This window comes from Nocardia sp. NBC_00565, assembly GCF_036345915.1.
Taxonomy (GTDB): domain Bacteria; phylum Actinomycetota; class Actinomycetes; order Mycobacteriales; family Mycobacteriaceae; genus Nocardia.
Genome location: NZ_CP107785.1, coordinates 6,608,856 through 6,610,993, shown reverse-complemented (window position 1 = coordinate 6,610,993; position 2,138 = coordinate 6,608,856). Strand labels below are relative to the sequence as shown.

The following is a 2,138-nucleotide window of genomic DNA, read 5'->3' as shown; positions in this document are numbered from 1 at the left end:
ATAGGCGGGGTGCACCGGTCCTTGCATCCACCCCCGCCGACCGGTGTGCCTCGCCCCTTTTACGCCCGGGTGCGGGGAGAGTCGATGACCATCCGTGCCTGTTGGCGCCAGTCGGCGACCGCGCGGCCCTGGTAGGTCGCGACCGCGGTGTCGAATTGCTTGGCGCGCTTGGTAACGGTGAGGCCGACGTAGGTGTGACCGTTGGTGATCGCGTCGGTGGCCACCGCACAGGCCTCGTCCACCTCGCCCGAACCGAGCAGGGCGGTGGCGTGTTCGAACCGGACCAGCGCGGGTTCCATGGTTTCGCTGGGGTCGTACAGGGAGATAGCTCGCGCGGCGGCGCCGGCGGTCTCCTTGGTGTGGCCGAGCCGGGAGTAGCCGATGGCTTGGTAGAAGGCCAGCTTCTCCGGGCGGAAGGAAAATATCCCGATCGAGAGGTGTTCCGCGGGAACATTTTCCAAAGCCTGCTCGGATCTCGCGATACAGCGGGTGAAGCTGTCGGAATTGCCGAGGCTGGCGTGTGCGCGGGCCGCCATTCCCCACAACCAGGCGGCCGCCGGACCATAGCCCGGATTTTCTTCGAGGCGCGGACCGACCAGGTTCAAAACTTCCTTCGGATTATCGCTATAGGTCGGTAAATACGCCAATCCGGCCAGTGCGATGTCTTCGGAATAGCGGTCGCCGATGTCCTGGGCGGCGTGAATTGCGGTGGTGTACCACAATCGCGCCTGACCGAAATGACCTTCGTTGAACAGAATTTCGCCGACGACATTCGCCAAGCGCCCCGCCGTACGGACCAGTCGGATTTGATGGTGGGTCGATTGGCGCTCGGCGAGACAGCCGCGAACCGCACGGAACTGGTCGAGCGTGAGATGGAGCAACTCGTGCGGCGGCACCTGCACCACCCGGGTGCCGAGGGCCTCGACGGATTGCTCGAAGAAGCCGAGCCGCCGTTCACTCATCGACCCGGCGTCCAGGGTGGCGAGCATCTTCTCCGGTTCGGTGGCGACCAGATCGGCCGCCTGTCCTACCAGGCCCGCGCCGATGCAGGCCAGCAGTAATCGCCTTCTCACGTCGTCATCCTCGACTTCCTTGTCGAGCCCGATGTCCCTACCGAGCTGTATCCGATCGAGCGCCGCGCTCGTGTCTTCGGTATCGCGGCCCGCCGTGGGGCCCGCCTCGAGCGCGCGCTCGAATCGCGCGATGGCGACCGAATCGGCCTCCGCGAGCACTCGATCGAGCAAACGCCTGCTTGCGGCATGCATCCGGGTTGTCCGGCCGTTCTCCCACAAGATCACGGTGCGCGGGGTGACGCCCACCAAGCGCGCGAACTCATAGCGACTTCGCTTCATTGCCGCGCGAAGTGCGAGTACGTCTTCGCCGGTCCAGTCGATCTCAACCATAGGTCCCGCTTCCTCGTACCAGGCTGATTCAATCGGAAATTACTCGCATTTACCGCATTCGGCTCTGTTATCGACCGAATCGCAACGTGCACGCTGAAGCAGTACCCGGCACCGGGTTTGTGCCTCAAACCCTTTCGGGGGCGCAGGCTCTCCCGGAGCCCGACGCACGGTCCCGACGCTGCTCCGATCCAACAGCGTTGACGACGGGCTTCGGAGGCGCTGCCGGTGTCGGGTGCGCTTATCTTTCATGGAGGTGAACAATGGACGTTTTGCATTCTGATATCCGGGAATTGTGGCTGGTGCAGAGCCGTGATTGCAGTCAAGAACCGGTCGGTCTCAGTTTTGACCGGGCCCGTTTCATCGTCTCCGTCCATGCCGGCCACGGCGCCCGCTGTCGCCAATATCTGGCCGCCTCCGCGCACTGCTTCCGGTGCGCTGCCGAAAAGTAACCCGCCTGCCCCGATGAGGGGGCCCGGTGCGGCGCCATCCGCAGAGTGCCGCACCGGGTTGGGCTGAAAGGCCCTGGGGACGAACGTTATTGGCGTCGGTGGTAAGCGCCGGGGGTGTGGCCGAGGGCACGGCGGTAGACGTCGATGAAGGCACTGGCGCTCGCCCAGCCGCAGCGATGCGCGACCGTGGTGACCGGAAGTGATTCGGCCAGCAGCTGCATCGCGCGGTGCAGGCGTAGTTGGGTGCGCCATTGCGGGTAGGTCATGGCCGTCCAGCTGCGGGGCG

At 64.9% G+C, this 2,138-nt stretch carries 1 protein-coding gene and 1 pseudogene; both read right to left on the bottom strand.

Going from position 1 to position 2,138, the window contains the following annotated elements:
* Positions 1-59: 59 nt before the first annotated feature.
* Positions 60-1,403, bottom strand: a complete 1,344-nt coding sequence (locus tag OG874_RS30435) for a helix-turn-helix domain-containing protein (protein WP_330250529.1) — start codon at positions 1,401-1,403, stop codon at positions 60-62.
* A 535-nt stretch (positions 1,404-1,938) separates the two neighbouring features.
* Positions 1,939-2,133 (bottom strand): annotated as a pseudogene (locus OG874_RS30430) (helix-turn-helix domain-containing protein); the annotation flags it as partial.
* Between the last annotated feature and the right edge of the window lie 5 nt (positions 2,134-2,138).

Bases quoted from the DNA above. Each gene is read 5' to 3' on its own strand.
- OG874_RS30435 (WP_330250529.1), bottom strand. From the start codon at position 1,403: ATGGTTGAGATCGACTGGACCGGCGAAGACGTACTCGCACTTCGCGCG.